Annotated in this window: 13 protein-coding genes; 12 read left to right on the top strand and 1 reads right to left on the bottom strand. The window is 60.7% G+C overall.

What is annotated here, in order from left to right:
- Positions 1-92: 92 nt before the first annotated feature.
- Positions 93-1,001 (bottom strand): RHS repeat-associated core domain-containing protein, encoded by a 909-nt coding sequence (locus CGA21_RS30040; RefSeq protein WP_223194268.1) that lies wholly within the window; start codon positions 999-1,001, stop codon positions 93-95.
- A gap of 358 nt (positions 1,002-1,359) precedes the next feature.
- On the opposite strand from CGA21_RS30040, the gene flhA reads away from it, so the two are divergent.
- From flhA to CGA21_RS26120, 12 genes are all read left to right on the top strand, one after another.
- Positions 1,360-3,489 (top strand): flagellar biosynthesis protein FlhA, encoded by a 2,130-nt coding sequence (gene flhA, locus CGA21_RS26175; RefSeq protein ID WP_033043326.1) that lies wholly within the window; start codon positions 1,360-1,362, stop codon positions 3,487-3,489.
- Positions 3,490-3,500: 11 nt separating this feature from the next.
- The gene (gene flhF / locus CGA21_RS26170; protein WP_110746171.1) at positions 3,501-4,832 is read left to right on the top strand and encodes a flagellar biosynthesis protein FlhF; all 1,332 of its coding nucleotides are present in this window, start codon (positions 3,501-3,503) and stop codon (positions 4,830-4,832) included.
- A 116-nt stretch (positions 4,833-4,948) separates the two neighbouring features.
- Positions 4,949-5,779, top strand: coding sequence for a flagellar synthesis regulator FleN (gene fleN / locus CGA21_RS26165; protein WP_007975361.1), 831 nt, complete (start codon positions 4,949-4,951; stop codon positions 5,777-5,779).
- A complete protein-coding gene (gene fliA / locus CGA21_RS26160) occupies positions 5,776-6,516 on the top strand; it encodes an RNA polymerase sigma factor FliA (protein WP_008001745.1) in 741 nt (246 codons plus the stop codon). The genes fleN and fliA overlap by 4 nt, the downstream gene beginning before the upstream one ends.
- Positions 6,517-6,682: 166 nt before the next feature.
- Complete coding sequence (locus CGA21_RS26155) at positions 6,683-7,054, top strand: chemotaxis response regulator CheY (protein WP_003183998.1); 372 nt, start codon at positions 6,683-6,685, stop codon at positions 7,052-7,054.
- A 19-nt stretch (positions 7,055-7,073) separates the two neighbouring features.
- Entirely contained in the window at positions 7,074-7,862 is a 789-nt protein-coding gene (locus tag CGA21_RS26150) for a protein phosphatase CheZ (protein WP_110746173.1), read from the top strand.
- 45 nt (positions 7,863-7,907) lie between these two features.
- On the top strand, positions 7,908-10,175 hold the full coding sequence (locus CGA21_RS26145) for a chemotaxis protein CheA (RefSeq protein ID WP_110746175.1): 2,268 nt from the start codon (positions 7,908-7,910) through the stop codon (positions 10,173-10,175).
- A 51-nt stretch (positions 10,176-10,226) separates the two neighbouring features.
- Entirely contained in the window at positions 10,227-11,375 is a 1,149-nt protein-coding gene (locus CGA21_RS26140; protein ID WP_188265359.1) for a chemotaxis response regulator protein-glutamate methylesterase, read from the top strand.
- The gene (locus CGA21_RS26135; RefSeq protein ID WP_046819341.1) at positions 11,375-12,115 is read left to right on the top strand and encodes a flagellar motor protein; all 741 of its coding nucleotides are present in this window, start codon (positions 11,375-11,377) and stop codon (positions 12,113-12,115) included. The genes CGA21_RS26140 and CGA21_RS26135 overlap by 1 nt, the downstream gene beginning before the upstream one ends.
- A gap of 15 nt (positions 12,116-12,130) precedes the next feature.
- Positions 12,131-13,021 carry a flagellar motor protein MotD gene (gene motD, locus CGA21_RS26130; protein WP_188265358.1) on the top strand — a complete coding sequence of 297 codons (891 nt, stop codon included), beginning with the start codon at positions 12,131-12,133 and terminating at the stop codon, positions 13,019-13,021.
- 42 nt (positions 13,022-13,063) lie between these two features.
- On the top strand, positions 13,064-13,852 hold the full coding sequence (locus CGA21_RS26125; protein ID WP_046819343.1) for a ParA family protein: 789 nt from the start codon (positions 13,064-13,066) through the stop codon (positions 13,850-13,852).
- Between the two features lie 117 nt (positions 13,853-13,969).
- Complete coding sequence (locus CGA21_RS26120) at positions 13,970-14,893, top strand: CheW domain-containing protein (protein WP_188265357.1); 924 nt, start codon at positions 13,970-13,972, stop codon at positions 14,891-14,893.
- Positions 14,894-14,907: the final 14 nt, after the last annotated feature.

Raw genomic sequence — 14,907 nt, 5'->3', positions numbered from 1 at the left:
CGTGTGTAACGGGTTGGCTCGGTTCGCTCAGGCGGCCATTGCAATGATGCATTGGAAGCGCGAATACCGCTGCGCTGAGCAAACCTAGAAAATTAACTGACTGTTGCACTTGCTCCTTGAGACCGCCCTCTTATTTTAGCAAAAGAATTTTTGTCAACGGGGTCCATGTAATGCCCAAATGGTGGTGGGTCCATAACCTCCGAATAGGTCGGTGGAGGGTTTCTTCTCAGCGGATTCCATCCCACCATTGTATCGGTTGATGAGAATGAAGCACTTGAGGAAGGGGAATATGGCGGAGGTGGGGTAGACGGGGTAGATGGTGTAGATGCGGTGCTCAATGCAGGCGACGCCGGGGTATTTATCAGGGAATTTCGTGGTGCTGTCACGGTGGCCGGATTGGCTCTGGCGCTTCTCGAAGTGTTATTAAGTAAGCTTCGAACCGCATTTCTGCCCCACTTGAAAATATTAAAGTGCCCAGTAGGGTCACTTCCAAGAATCGGCTCTCCCAAACAATATAGGTATGAGTTGGCTCCCCCCTTTCCAAACGGGCTCAGGCTGTCTGGACTATTAAACCTCATCAAAACCGGATTAAACGCCCTATACCCATTCCCCAGCAGATAATGCCCGGTCACTAAATCCGGCCGTTCGCCATTGAAACCGAGCAGGCTGAGTAATCCGCTTTCAACAGACCCGTGGCCATAGGGCGAATAGGCGATGGGCTGCGGTAGATGATCGGCGGTGACCGTCTGTAACACCGAACGCTGCTGATCGGTAGCCAGCAGCGTGGTATCAGGTGCATCACCCTCACTTCGTTGTTGCGCCAGCAACTGGTCACCATGCTGGACGATCGAGTAGCGCATCGCACCCTGGATTTCGGTGGCCAGTCTGCTTTTGCAGTAAAAACGCTGGCGCTCGGGGATGTCTGGCAATGTGTGATTGATCAGGCGATCAAGGGGATCGTAGCGGTAGTGACAAAGAATGGTTTCGCCCGGCGATGTCATGGGTGGTTGCTCCGAAGGTCCGAAGAGCGGGAGCTCAGTATTGGTGGCTTTGCGAGAGTTGGGTACTAGCAGAACTGATAGGCCGCCGGTGTAGGGCGGTTCGATTGGGCAATTGACCGAGCGTAAACCATCCGATCTGTGGAGTGCTTCTCGGACTGAAGATCAAAAGATCGCAGCCTTCGGCAGCTCCTACAGGGGATCGATGTACACCTGTAGGAGCTGCCGAAGGCTGCGATCTTTTTGCCTGCGAAAATCCCTGATTCAACCCTCCGCAAAAAGTTGGAAGGCTTCTTGCAACAGCCGCTTTGCGCCAGCTTTTGGCGTCAAAAGTTTTGCTTCAAAGGAACGGGGAATACCGGTGGATCGCTCTCAGTTAATCAACAGTGCCCGCACGAACATGGCCGACCTCAGCCGAGGCAATCTGGGCGTGCCCCTGTTGCTGCTGGTCATGTTGGCGATGATGATGTTGCCGATGCCGCCGTTCCTGCTCGACGTGTTTTTCACGTTCAATATCGCGTTGTCGATCGTCGTGCTGCTGGTCTGCGTCTACGCCTTGCGGCCGCTGGATTTTGCGGTGTTCCCGACCATTTTGTTGGTGGCGACGCTCTTGCGCCTGGCGCTCAACGTGGCGTCCACCCGAGTGGTGATGCTCCACGGCCAGGACGGCCACGCCGCCGCGGGTAAGGTGATCCAGGCCTTCGGCGAGGTGGTGATCGGCGGTAACTACGTGGTCGGTATCGTGGTGTTCGCCATCTTGATGATCATCAACTTCGTCGTGGTGACCAAGGGCGCCGGGCGTATTTCCGAGGTGAGCGCGCGGTTCACCCTCGACGCGATGCCCGGCAAGCAGATGGCCATCGACGCCGACCTCAACGCCGGCCTGATCGACCAGAACCAGGCCAAGGCACGGCGGTCGGAAGTGGCGCAGGAGGCCGAGTTCTATGGCTCGATGGACGGTGCCAGCAAGTTCGTGCGCGGTGACGCCATCGCCGGCCTGCTGATTCTGTTCATCAACCTGATCGGCGGCATGGCGGTCGGTATCTTCCAGCACAACATGACCTTCGCCGATGCCGGCAAGGTCTACGCCCTGTTGACCATCGGTGACGGTTTGGTGGCGCAATTGCCATCACTGTTGTTATCCACAGCGGCGGCGATCATGGTAACCCGTGCTTCGGGCTCCGAAGACATGGGCAAGCAGATCAATCGGCAGATGTTCGCCTCGCCCAAGGCGTTGGCGGTGTCGGCGGGCTTGATGGCGGTGATGGGGCTGGTGCCCGGCATGCCGCACTTTTCCTTCCTGTCCATGGCGGCCCTGGCCGCGGGCGGTGCGTACCTGTTCTGGAAAAAGCAGAACAGCGCCAAGGTGCAGGCCCTGCAGGAGGTCAAGCGCCAGCAGGAACTGTTGCCATCGCCGGCCCGCGCCCAGGAAACCAAGGAGTTGGGTTGGGATGATGTGACGCCGATCGACATGATTGGCCTGGAAGTGGGCTATCGCCTGATTCCGTTGGTGGACCGCAACCAGGGCGGGCAATTGCTGGCGCGGATCAAGGGCGTGCGCAAGAAGCTGTCCCAGGACCTGGGCTTTCTCATGCCGACGGTGCACATCCGCGACAACCTCGACCTGGCACCCAGCGCCTATCGCCTCACTCTGATGGGGGTGATCCTGGCCGAGGCGGAGATTTACCCGGATCGCGAACTGGCGATCAACCCGGGGCAGGTCTACGGCACGCTCAACGGCATTACCGCCAAAGATCCGGCTTTTGGCCTGGAGGCGGTGTGGATCGAAATCAGCCAGCGCGCCCAGGCGCAATCGCTTGGCTACACCGTGGTCGATGCCAGTACCGTGGTGGCCACGCACTTGAACCAGATCCTGTACAAGCACTCCAGCGAGCTGATCGGCCACGAAGAAGTCCAGCAACTCATGCAATTGCTGGCCAAAAACTCGCCGAAGCTGGCCGAAGAGCTGGTGCCGGGCGTGCTGTCACTGTCGCAATTGCTCAAGGTGTTGCAAGCGCTGTTGGCCGAACAGGTACCGGTACGCGACATTCGTAGCATTGCCGAAGCCATCGCGAACAATGCCAACAAGAGTCAAGATACCGCCGCGCTGGTCGCCGCGGTGCGTGTCGGCGTATCCCGTGCAATCGTGCAAAGCATTGTAGGCACTGACTCCGAGCTGCCAGTGATCACGCTGGAACCCAGGTTGGAACAAATATTGCTCAATAGTCTGCAGAAGGCGGGACAAGGCTCCGAGGAGGGTGTTTTGCTGGAGCCAAGCATGGCTGAGAAGCTGCAGCGCTCGTTGATCGATGCGGCGCAGCGGCAGGAGATGCAAGGTCAACCGGTGATTCTGCTGGTGGCCGGTCCGGTTCGCGCGATGCTCTCGCGATTTGGCCGGCTCGCAGTCCCGGGTTTGCATGTGTTGGCTTACCAGGAAATTCCTGACAACAAGCAAGTGACCATCGTTGCGACAGTAGGGCCCAACGGCTGAGGTAGTGATTCATGCAAGTTAAGCGTTTCTTCGCCGCCGATATGCGTCAGGCCATGAAGCTGGTTCGCGATGAGCTGGGCGCCGATGCCGCGATCATTGGCAACCGCCGCATCGCCGGTGGCGTCGAGATTACGGCTGCCCTGGATTACCAACTGTCGGCGCTGGCCCCGCGCGTTCCGAACATGGAACTCGAGGACGAGCTGCGCAAGACTCAGTCGCGCATCGTCAACGCCCAGGCCGAATTGAGCCTGCGAGGCGACGGCGAAGGCGATAGCGACAAGAGCACTAATCGCCAGTTGTTTGCCGGCCTGCCGCTGACGGCTGCCGAGCCGCTGATCGAACCGACCCTGGCCGAGCCGCGCCGTCCCGCGCCCACACCGGCCCCGGCGGCGACTATCGATACGCGGGTCTTCGACTCGATGCGTTCGGAACTCAACAGCCTGCGCGAACTGATGGAAGTACAGCTCGGCTCCCTCGCCTGGAACCAGCTGCAGGGTAGCCGCCCGGACCAGGCGAACCTGTGGCGTCGCCTGCAGCGCATCGGCCTGTCCGGCCCGTTGTCGCGGGACCTGCTGGCGCTGGTCAGCGAAATTGAAGAACCCCGCCAGGCCTGGCGCATGTTGCTGGCGCACCTGGCGCGGATGATCGTCACGCCGGAAATGGAACCGCTGGAAGAGGGCGGCGTGATTGCCATGGTCGGCCCGGCCGGCATGGGCAAGACCACCACCCTGGCCAAGCTGGCGGCCCGTTACGTGCTCAAGTACGGCGCGCAGAACATTGCCCTGGTAAGCATGGACAGCTTTCGCATCGGTGCCCAGGAGCAGCTCAAGACCCTCGGGCGGATCCTCAATGTGCCGGTGACCCACGTCGATCCGAACCAGTCACTGGTCCAGGCGCTGGAGCCTTTGTTGCGCAAGCGCGTGGTGCTGATCGATACCGCCGGCCTGCAAGCCAGCGACCCGGCCCTGCGCATGCAGCTCGAAAGCCTGGCCGGTCGAGGCATCAAGTCAAAAAATTACCTGGTCCTGGCAACCACCAGCCAGAAACAGGTTCTAACCGCTGCTTATCACAGTTACAAGCGTTGCGGGCTCGCTGGCTGCATCCTGACTAAACTGGATGAAACGGCAAGTCTGGGCGAAGTGTTGAGTCTGGCCATCAGCCATGAATTGCCGGTGGCCTACCTGACCGATGGCCCGCGGATTCCAGATGATCTGCATCTGCCGCGTCGTCATCAACTGGTCAGTCGGGCCGTCAGCGTGCAAATGCAGGAAGAACCCAGCGAAGAGGCCATGGCTGACATGTTCGCTGATATCTACCACAGTCCGACCAAGCAGGTTGGCTGAGGTAACAATGAATAGTTTTTGTACCCTACATCGATGGCCTGCCATGCATTGTTCCGGTTGTGAACGCGCAGCCAGTTATGTGGCCCCGTCTATGCAGAACAAGGTAAAGAAATAACATGGGCAGCATGCATCCTGTACAGGTGATCGCGGTGACCGGCGGCAAAGGTGGCGTCGGCAAAACTAACGTGTCAGTGAACTTGTCCCTGGCTTTGGCTGAGCTTGGCCGGCGCGTCATGCTGCTGGACGCTGACCTTGGGCTGGCGAATGTCGACGTTCTGTTGGGGCTGACACCCAAACGTACCCTGGCCGACGTGATTGAAGGCCGCTGTGAATTGCGCGACGTGCTGTTGCAGGGCCCCGGTGGTATCCGCATCGTCCCGGCGGCGTCCGGTACCCAGAGCATGGTTCACTTGAGCCCTGCCCAGCACGCCGGCCTGATCCAGGCCTTCAGCGACATTGGCGACAATCTCGACGTGCTGGTGATCGACACCGCTGCGGGCATTGGCGAGTCGGTGGTCAGCTTCGTGCGCGCGGCCCAGGAAGTGTTGCTGGTGGTCTGCGACGAGCCGACCTCGATCACTGACGCCTACGCGTTGATCAAGTTGCTCAACCGCGATTACGGCATGAACCGTTTCCGGGTGCTGGCCAATATGGCGCAGAGCCCCCAGGAAGGGCGCAACCTGTTCGCCAAGTTGACCAAGGTCACCGACCGCTTCCTCGACGTCGCCTTACAATATGTCGGTGCGGTGCCGTACGACGAAAGCGTGCGCAAGGCCGTGCAGAAGCAGCGCGCGGTCTACGAGGCCTTCCCGCGCTCCAAGTGCTCGCTGGCATTCAAGGCGATCGCGCAGAAGGTCGATACCTGGCCACTGCCGGCCAACCCGCGTGGGCACCTGGAATTCTTCGTCGAGCGCCTCGTGCAACAGACGGCAGGACCCGTGCTATGACCGCAAGCGGTTACAACCTCTACAAGGCATCGGCGCGTGACGCGCAGTACGAGTTGATCGAGCGTTACGCGCCGCTGGTTAAACGCATTGCCTATCACTTGCTGGCGCGTCTGCCGGCCAGTGTCCAGGTCGAAGACCTGATCCAGGCCGGGATGATTGGCCTGCTGGAAGTCTCGACCAAATACGACGCCAGCAAAGGCGCGAGTTTCGAAACCTACGCGGGCATCCGCATCCGCGGCGCCATGCTCGATGAAGTGCGCAAGGGCGACTGGGCGCCTCGTTCGGTCCACCGCAATACGCGGATGGTCAGCGACGCGATTCGCTCGATTGAAGCTAAAACCGGGCGTGACGCTAAAGATCACGAAGTTGCGGCCGAACTCCAATTGAGTCTTGACGATTACTACGGGATTTTGAACGACACCCTCGGCAGTCGGCTGTTCAGTTTCGACGACCTGTTGCAGGACGGCGAGCACGAAGGGCTGCACGAGGATGGCGCCAGTGCTCATCTGGAACCGTCTCGCGATCTGGAAGATGAACGCTTCCAGGCGGCGCTGGCGGACGCGATCGCCAACTTGCCGGAGCGTGAGCGATTGGTGTTGGCGTTGTACTACGACGAAGAATTGAATCTCAAGGAAATCGGCGAGGTCCTGGGGGTCAGCGAATCCCGGGTCAGCCAGTTACACAGCCAGTGCGCGGCCCGTTTGCGGGGGCGTCTGGGAGAGTGGCGAGCGCGCTGAAGGCAGTGTGGGGGCACTGCGACGCGGCGGGTGGGGTGATGAACCGCGCCGGTCTCGATCCGTTGTATCCCAAACAGTCATCGAGTGTTTTGCCAGATTGATAGAAATGGCGTGTCCAGGTGCTGGGCGCGTTTTAGTCTGCTTGGAGGTCGAATTGGACAAGAACATGAAAATCCTCATCGTTGATGACTTCTCAACGATGCGGCGGATCATCAAGAACCTGTTGCGTGACCTTGGGTTCACCAACACGGTCGAGGCCGACGATGGCACTACCGCCATTCCGGTACTCAACAGCGGGAGCATCGACTTTCTGGTGACGGACTGGAACATGCCTGGCATGACCGGTATCGATCTGCTGCGTCACGTGCGCGCCGATGAAAAACTCAAGCACCTGCCAGTACTGATGGTGACTGCCGAAGCCAAGCGCGAGCAGATCATCGAAGCGGCCCAGGCCGGCGTAAATGGCTATGTGGTCAAACCCTTCACGGCCCAGGCGTTGAAAGAAAAAATCGAGAAGATTTTCGAACGCATCGGTTGAACTGCGCCACGGGGGAGCTATGGAGCATAACGAGTCATCCCAGGGCGATTTTGAATCGACCCTGAAAAAACACGCCGTTGAATTGGTCGCGAGCCTTGAAAAGGGCAGGTTCGGCGATGCTGTGCAATTGATCCATGAGCTCAACCAGACCCGTGACCGTGGCCTGTATCAGGAAGTGGGCAAGCTCACCCGCGAGCTGCATAGCGCGATCGTCAATTTCCAGATTGACCCGCACATGCCGCAAGCCGAGGAAGTGTCACAGATCACCGACGCCACCGAGCGCCTGGGGTATGTGGTCAAGCTGACGGAAGCCGCCGCCAACCGCACCATGGACCTGGTGGAAAACGCCACGCCATTGGTCAACAGCCTGGCTGAAGAGGCGCAGGGCTTGAGCTCAGACTGGGGACGGTTCATGCGGCGCGAAGTCGGGGCCGAAGAGTTTCGCGAGCTGGCCCGGCGTGTCGACGGTTTCCTGGCGCGCAGCAGCGCAGACAATCGCGCCGTGTCCAGCAACCTCAACGACATTCTGCTCGCCCAGGATTACCAGGACCTCACCGGCCAGGTGATCAAGCGTGTGACCCAGTTGGTCACCGAAGTGGAAAGCAACCTGCTCAAGCTCGTGCTGATGGCCAGTCAGGTGGACCGCTTTGCGGGCATCGAACATGACCGTGCGGCAATGCTTGCAGAAAAAGATCCACAAAAACATCTCTCCAAGGGTGAAGGTCCGCAGATTCATGCCGATAAAAGAGAAGACGTTATGTCCGGTCAGGACGATGTGGACGATTTGCTATCCAGCCTGGGTTTTTAGAGTTCAGGTTTTTTGGGTTTTTAGACCTGTAGGAGCACCCCCTTAATGAGCTTCGGCGCCGATGAAGAGATCCTTCAGGATTTCCTGGTTGAGGCCGGCGAGATTCTAGAGCAACTGTCCGAGCAACTGGTCGAGCTGGAAAGCCGTCCGGATGATGCGGACTTGCTCAATGCAATTTTTCGCGGTTTCCACACTGTAAAAGGGGGCGCCGGCTTCCTCCAGCTCAACGAGCTGGTGGAGTGCTGCCACATCGCCGAGAACGTGTTCGACATCCTGCGCAAGGGCGAGCGTCGCGTCGACTCGGAATTGATGGACGTGGTCCTCGAAGCACTGGATGCGGTGAACGGCATGTTCAGCGAAGTGCGCGAGCGTAGTCCGGTCACGGCTGCAACACCTGAGCTGCTGGCGGCACTGGCGCGTCTGGCCGAGCCGCAATCGGCCGACGAAGTGGCTGCTGCGCCCGTTGCTCCAGAGGTCGAAGCGCCTGTGGTTGCAGCCGATTCAGGTGATATCACCGATAACGAATTCGAACAATTGCTGGACTCGCTGAACGCCGTGAAGGCTCAGGCCGAGGCGCCGGCAGTTGTACCAGCACCCGCCAGCGAAGTGCCTGCCAGCGACGAAATCACCGACGCCGAATTCGAGTCGTTGCTCGACCAGTTGCACGGCAAGGGCAAGTTCGCCGTCGATGCAGTGGCCCCGGCACCCGCCGCACCGGCAGAGCCGCCAGCGGCGAAAGAGGCGGGCGATAGCGCCGACATCACCGACGAAGAATTCGAGGCCTTGCTCGACCAACTGCATGGCAAGGGCAACTTTGCCGTCGAGGCGCTGGAGTCAGCCATTGCCTCGGTGCCAGCACCGGCTGCGCCAACCGCAGCGGCGGCCGGCAGTGATCTGATCAGCGATCATGAATTCGAGGCACTGCTCGACGAATTGCACGGCAAAGGCAAGTTCAGCGAAGTCGGTACCGCGACAACGGCCAGCAGCTCGAACGCCTCCGTGGCAGTATCGACCGCCAAGGTTGACGCTCCCAAGCCCGTGGCCAAGGCACCCGAACCCAAAGCCCAGGCGCCGGCACCCGTTGCTGCCGCTCCGGCGGCCCGTGCCCCGGCCGCGCCGCCTGCGGAAAAACCGGCCAGTGAAGCCGAGACCACCGTGCGGGTCGATACCGCGCGGCTCGACGAGATCATGAACATGGTCGGCGAGTTGGTGCTGGTGCGTAACCGCCTGGTGCGCCTGGGCGCCAACAGTGCCGACGAAGCCATGTCCAAGGCCGTGTCGAACCTCGACGTGGTCACGGCCGACCTGCAGACGGCGGTCATGAAGACCCGGATGCAGCCGATCAAGAAAGTGTTCGGACGCTTCCCGCGCCTGGTTCGCGACCTGGCGCGCCAGCTCAAGAAAGAGATCAACCTGGAGCTGGTCGGCGAAGACACCGACCTCGACAAGAACCTGGTCGAAGCCCTGGCCGACCCGCTGGTCCACCTGGTACGCAACGCGGTCGACCACGGCATCGAATCGCCGCAAGAGCGCGAAGCGTCGGGCAAGGCCCGTGGCGGCAAGGTGATCCTTGCGGCCGAGCAGGAAGGCGATCACATCCTGTTGTCGATTTCCGATGACGGCAAAGGCATGGACCCCAACGTCCTGCGTGCCATCGCGGTAAAGCGCGGTGTGATGGACAAGGACGCGGCCGACCGCCTCAGCGATACCGAGTGCTACAACCTGATCTTCGCCCCGGGCTTCTCGACCAAGACCGAGATCTCGGACGTGTCGGGTCGTGGCGTGGGCATGGACGTGGTGAAAACCAAGATCTCCCAGCTCAACGGTTCGATCAACATCTACTCGGCCAAGGGCCAGGGATCGAAGATCGTCATCAAGGTGCCGCTGACCCTGGCGATCATGCCGACCCTGATGGTCATGCTCGGCAACCAGGCGTTCGCCTTCCCGCTGGTGAACGTCAACGAGATTTTCCACCTCGACCTGTCGCGCACCAACGTGGTGGACGGCCAGGAAGTGGTGATCGTGCGGGACAAGGCACTGCCGTTGTTCTACCTCAAGCGTTGGCTGGTCAGCTCCGCCGCTCATGAAGAGCAGCGCGAAGGCCATGTGGTGATCCTTTCGGTGGGCACCCAGCGGATCGGCTTTGTCGTCGACCAGTTGGTGGGCCAGGAAGAAGTGGTCATCAAGCCATTGGGCAAAATGCTCCAGGGAACCCCGGGCATGTCGGGCGCCACCATTACCGGTGACGGCCGCATCGCGCTGATTCTCGATGTTCCGAGCATGCTCAAGCGTTACGCCGCACGGCGTATTTGATTCTGGCGCAGCGGTGGCGACTGACGCCCCGCTTCGTCTAATGGAGTGTTTATGGCAGTCAAGGTCCTGGTGGTGGACGATTCGGGTTTTTTCCGCCGCCGCGTCTCGGAAATTCTTTCCGCGGATCCGAATATCCAGGTCGTCGGCACGGCGACCAACGGCAAAGAGGCGATTGATCAGGCGTTGGCCCTCAAGCCGGACGTGATCACCATGGACTACGAGATGCCGATGATGGACGGCATCACCGCGGTACGGCACATCATGCAGCGCTGCCCGACCCCGGTCCTGATGTTTTCCTCGCTGACCCACGAAGGCGCCCGGGTCACCCTGGACGCGCTGGATGCCGGCGCAGTGGACTTCCTGCCGAAGAATTTCGAAGACATCTCGCGTAACCCCGAAAAGGTCAAGCAACTGCTGTGCGAGAAGATCCTCAGCATCTCGCGCAGTAATCGTCGCATCAGCAGCTACAGCGCGCCGGCGCCGGTGGTAGCACCGACTCCAGCGCCAACGCCAACTCCGACGCCAATGCCATCGAGCAGCATTGGTTCTGGCGGCGGCGCGCCTGTGCGCCCGTCTCCCGCACCGATCCCGGCCCGCGTACCTGCGCAGGCTGCGTCGTCGCCAGCGCCGAAACGCAAAGCCTACAAATTGCTGGCCATCGGTACGTCCACCGGCGGCCCGGTGGCCTTGCAGCGGGTATTGACCCAGCTGCCAGCGAACTTCCCCGCACCGATCGTGCTGGTCCAGCACATGCCGGCGGCCTTCACCAAGGCGTTCGCCGAACGCCTGGACAAGCTTTGCCGGATCAGCGTCAAGGAAGCCGAGGACGGCGACATCCTGCGTCCGGGCCTGGCGTTGTTGGCGCCCGGTGGCAAGCAGATGATGATCGACGGCCGGGGTGCGGTGAAAATCCTGCCGGGCGACGAGCGTTTGAACTACAAGCCGTGCGTGGACATCACCTTCGGTTCGGCGGCCAAGTCCTATGGCGACAAAGTTCTGGCGGTGGTCCTGACCGGCATGGGCGCGGACGGTCGCGAAGGCGCGCGCCTGCTCAAGCAGAGCGGCAGTTCGATCTGGGCCCAGGATGAAGCCAGCTGCGTGATCTATGGCATGCCCATGGCCATCGTCAAGGCCGAACTGGCCGACGCGGTGTATGCACTGGACGATATCGGCCGGCACATCGTCGAGGCCTGCATCTGATGGACGTTTTAAGTCTCATCGGCATCATCATGGCGTTCGTCGCCATCATTGGCGGCAACTACCTCGAAGGCGGGCATATCGGTGCGCTGGCCAACGGACCGGCCGCGTTGATCGTGCTGGGCGGGACCATTGGCGCGGCGTTGTTGCAATCGCCCATGAGCGCCTTCAAGCGGGCCATGCAGATTCTGGCGTGGATCCTGTTTCCTCCGCGGGTCGACCTGGCCGGCGGCATCGATCGCGTCGTCAACTGGAGCCTGACCGCCCGCAAGGAAGGCCTGCTCGGGCTCGAAGGGGTGGCCGATGCCGAACCCGACAGCTACTCGCGCAAAGGCCTGCAGCTGCTGGTCGATGGTGTCGAGCCGGAAGCGATCCGCAGCATCCTGGAGGTGGACTTCTACACCCAGGAAAGCCGCGACATCGAAGCCGCCAAGGTCTTCGAAAGCATGGGCGGTTATGCGCCGACCATCGGCATCATCGGTGCGGTGATGGGCCTGATTCACGTCATGGGCAACCTGGGCGATCCGTCGCAGCTGGGCAATGGCATCGCCGTGGCCTTCGTCGCCACCATCTATGGCGTGGCCAGTGCCAACCTGGTGTTGCTGCCGATTGCCGCGAAGCTCAAGTCCATCGCGTTGCGCCAGTCACGTTATCGCGAAATGTTGCTGGAAGGAATCCTGTCGATCGCCGAAGGCGAAAACCCGCGCTCTATCGAGTTGAAGCTCCAGGGCTTCATGGATTGATGGGGGTAATGGACTATGGCTCGTCGTCGTCAACATGATGAACATGTCAATCATGAACGTTGGCTGGTTTCCTACGCCGACTTCATCACCTTGCTCTTCGCGTTTTTCGTGGTGATGTACTCGATTTCGTCGATCAACGAAGGCAAGTACAAGGTCATTTCCGAGGCGTTGATAGGCGTCTTTACCGATAGCGATCGTGCGCTCAAGCCGATTCCCATCGGTGACGAGCGGCCGAAGACCGTGACCCCGGCCAAGCCGTTGGTCAAGGACAGCGACCAGGTCGATGCCGGTGTCTCGGGTGCCAGCGATCCGCTCAAAAGCATCGCCGATGACATCAGCGCGGCCTTTGGCGACCTGATCAGCTCCAATCAAATGACCGTGCGCGGCAACGAGTTGTGGGTCGAGATCGAACTCAATTCCAGCCTGTTGTTCGGCAGCGGCGATGCCATGCCCAGCGACATTGCCTTCAACATCATCGAGAAGGTGGCGGCGATCCTCAAACCGTTCGACAACCCGATCCACGTCGAGGGCTTCACCGATGACCAACCGATTCGCACCGCGCAGTATCCCACCAACTGGGAACTGTCTTCGGCGCGCTCGGCCAGTATCGTGCGCATGCTCGCGATGCAAGGGGTAAACCCTGGTCGCCTGGCATCGGTGGGGTATGGCGAGTTCCAGCCAGTGGCCAACAACGCCACGGCCGAGGGCCGCGCGCGCAACCGTCGCGTGGTGCTGGTGGTGTCACGCAACCTGGACATACGTCGCAGCCTCACCGCAACCGGAGCGGCCAATGCAAAACCGGATGCCGCGTTGAAGCGTGCTGGCACACAAACTGCACCGACCAAGGTCATGTCGCCGGTACGAGAGAACGCCGTCAATTCTCCGTCACCCGCATTAACACGTTGAGCTAATTCCCGGTCGATCCGTTCGGGCGGGAGGAACAATCGAATGAGAGTCTGGGCAGTCGCCAATCAAAAGGGTGGTGTCGGTAAAACCACTTCCTCCATCGCTCTAGCCGGGTTACTGGCCGAGGCGGGCAAGCGCGTGGTCGTGGTCGACCTCGACCCCCACGGCTCCATGACCAGCTATTTCGGTTACGACCCTGACAGCCTGGAACACAGCAACTACGACCTGTTCCTGCATAAAGGCAGCGTGCCCCAGGGCCTGCCCGGTCAGCTGTTGCTGCCCACCAGTCACGAGTCCATTTCGCTGTTGCCATCGAGTACCGCGCTGGCCACCCTTGAGCGCCAGTCGCCGGGCCAGAGTGGTCTGGGCCTGGTGATTGCCAAGAGCCTCGCGCAGTTATGGCAGGACTTCGATTACGCCGTGATCGACAGCCCGCCACTGCTCGGGGTACTGATGGTCAATGCCTTGGCGGCGAGCCAGCAACTGGTGATTCCGGTGCAGACCGAACACCTGGCGGTCAAAGGCCTGGAGCGCATGGTCAATACCCTGGCGATGATCAATCGTTCGCGCAAGCAGGCCTTGCCGTTCACCATCGTGCCGACCCTGTTCGATCGCCGCACCCAGGCGTCCCTCGGTACGCTGCGGGTGTTGCGCGATAAGTTTCCAGAAGAAATCTGGCAGGGCTACATCCCGGTCGACACACGCCTGCGCGATGCCAGTCGGGCGGGGCTGACGCCTTCGCAATTCGACGGCAAGAGCCGTGGTGTCGTTGCCTATCGCGCGCTGCTCAAGCATCTGCTGGCGGCCCAACTCGTCGCGCAGGTGGCATGAAATGAACACGATCCCTGTAGGAGCTGCCGCAGGCTGCGATCTTTTGATCTGGCTTTGCGGCGCGTCTGAAATCGCTAAAAGATCGCAGCCTGCGGCAGCTCCTACAGGTGCGCGCCCATGAACCGGCCATTGAAGATCACCTCACGGCCACAGCTGGCGCTTCAGTCTTATCTGGACAGCCTGCTGCAAGACATCACTGAGGAACTTGCGCCGCCCTTCGAAGCCCTTCCCGAGGTGGTCGAGGTTGAAGCTGCGCTGGACGAATTCCAGGCTGCGGTGCTTGAAGAGCAAGCTCGCGATGCCGTAGTGGCGACCTCACAGGTGGCAGCGCCTATTGCGCAGGCACCCGTCGCCGTGGTCGACAGCCCGGCACCCGTTCTGGCACCGGTCTCGACTATCGCACCCTTGCTGCAAGCCTTGGCGCCGCCGGCCATGGACGAACCAGAAATTTTGGTTCCTGCCCCTGCCGAAGTGCAACAGGTGCGGGTACCACCCGTGGTCGAAGTCCATCTGCCACCCGCCAACACGCCGCCACCGGCAGAAACCGACGGTCGTCCGGCCTGGGCGGCCGAGCCCTTCGAATGCCTGTTGTTCGATGTCGCCGGGTTGACCCTGGCAGTGCCGCTGGTGTGCCTGGGCTCGATCTATCCACTGGCCGGACACGAGCTAACGTCGTTGTTCGGCCAGCCGGAGTGGTTCCTTGGCATCCTGCCGAGCCAGGCGGGCAACCTCAAGGTGTTGGACACGGCACGCTGGGTCATGCCCGATCGTTACCGCGAGGACTTCAAGCAGGGCTTGCAATACGTGATTTCCGTCCAGGGCTACGAGTGGGGGCTGGCGGTGCACCAGGTCAGTCGTTCGTTGCGCCTGGACCCGAACGAAATCAAATGGCGTAGCCACCGTGGCCAGCGGCCATGGCTGGCGGGCACGGTGATCGAACACATGTGTGCATTGCTCGATGTTTCCGAACTGGCCGAATTGATTGCCAGCGGTGGAGCCCGGCACATGGGCGGCAGCAAGCCGCCGCATAAACCTACATAACAGAACAATACCGC

Source organism: Pseudomonas sp. PSB11 (assembly GCF_014596605.1).
GTDB lineage: Bacteria > Pseudomonadota > Gammaproteobacteria > Pseudomonadales > Pseudomonadaceae > Aquipseudomonas > Aquipseudomonas umsongensis.
This window is presented reverse-complemented; position numbering and strand designations above follow the sequence as displayed.

Excerpts from the sequence above, each read along its gene's own strand:
- CGA21_RS30040 (WP_223194268.1), bottom strand. The coding sequence starts at position 1,001 with ATGACATCGCCGGGCGAAACCATTCTTTGTCACTACCGCTACGATCCC.
- flhF (WP_110746171.1), top strand. The coding sequence starts at position 3,501 with ATGCAAGTTAAGCGTTTCTTCGCCGCCGATATGCGTCAGGCCATGAAG.
- fleN (WP_007975361.1), top strand. The coding sequence starts at position 4,949 with ATGGGCAGCATGCATCCTGTACAGGTGATCGCGGTGACCGGCGGCAAA.
- fliA (WP_008001745.1), top strand. The coding sequence starts at position 5,776 with ATGACCGCAAGCGGTTACAACCTCTACAAGGCATCGGCGCGTGACGCG.
- CGA21_RS26155 (WP_003183998.1), top strand. The coding sequence starts at position 6,683 with ATGAAAATCCTCATCGTTGATGACTTCTCAACGATGCGGCGGATCATC.
- CGA21_RS26150 (WP_110746173.1), top strand. The coding sequence starts at position 7,074 with ATGGAGCATAACGAGTCATCCCAGGGCGATTTTGAATCGACCCTGAAA.
- CGA21_RS26145 (WP_110746175.1), top strand. The coding sequence starts at position 7,908 with ATGAGCTTCGGCGCCGATGAAGAGATCCTTCAGGATTTCCTGGTTGAG.
- CGA21_RS26140 (WP_188265359.1), top strand. The coding sequence starts at position 10,227 with ATGGCAGTCAAGGTCCTGGTGGTGGACGATTCGGGTTTTTTCCGCCGC.
- CGA21_RS26135 (WP_046819341.1), top strand. The coding sequence starts at position 11,375 with ATGGACGTTTTAAGTCTCATCGGCATCATCATGGCGTTCGTCGCCATC.
- motD (WP_188265358.1), top strand. The coding sequence starts at position 12,131 with ATGGCTCGTCGTCGTCAACATGATGAACATGTCAATCATGAACGTTGG.
- CGA21_RS26125 (WP_046819343.1), top strand. The coding sequence starts at position 13,064 with ATGAGAGTCTGGGCAGTCGCCAATCAAAAGGGTGGTGTCGGTAAAACC.
- CGA21_RS26120 (WP_188265357.1), top strand. The coding sequence starts at position 13,970 with ATGAACCGGCCATTGAAGATCACCTCACGGCCACAGCTGGCGCTTCAG.